Source organism: Streptomyces sp. NPDC127092, from assembly GCF_042722475.1.
Lineage (GTDB): Bacteria > Actinomycetota > Actinomycetes > Streptomycetales > Streptomycetaceae > Streptomyces.
The window spans coordinates 811-1,153 of the sequence record NZ_JBHXFE010000347.1; the positions used below are offsets into that span (position 1 = coordinate 811).

The following is a 343-nucleotide window of genomic DNA, read 5'->3' on the forward strand; positions in this document are numbered from 1 at the left end:
AACTCGGGTGGCCACGAAAAGCTGGTCGGTGCCTGTAAGACGTCCTTCGGGATGTCGACGAGGACCGCACCCGGCCGACCGGTGGAGGCGATGTGGAACGCTTCGGCGAGGGTGCGGGCAATGTCGGCGGCGTTGGTGACCAGGTAGTTGTGTTTGGTGATCGGCATCGTGATGCCGCAGATGTCGGCTTCCTGGAACGCGTCGGTACCGACCAGGCTGGAGTGGACCTGTCCGGTGATGGCGACCACGGGAACGGAGTCCATCTGGGCATCGGCAAGGGGGGTGACGAGGTTGGTGGCACCGGGTCCGGAGGTGGCCATGCAGACGCCGACTCGGCCGGTGA

General features: G+C 65.6%; 1 protein-coding gene. It reads right to left on the reverse strand.

Annotated features, from left to right (window positions below):
• Positions 1 to 343 (reverse strand): thiamine pyrophosphate-binding protein (locus ACFWJO_RS40305; protein WP_386873325.1); only part of this gene is annotated, 343 nt, incomplete at both ends.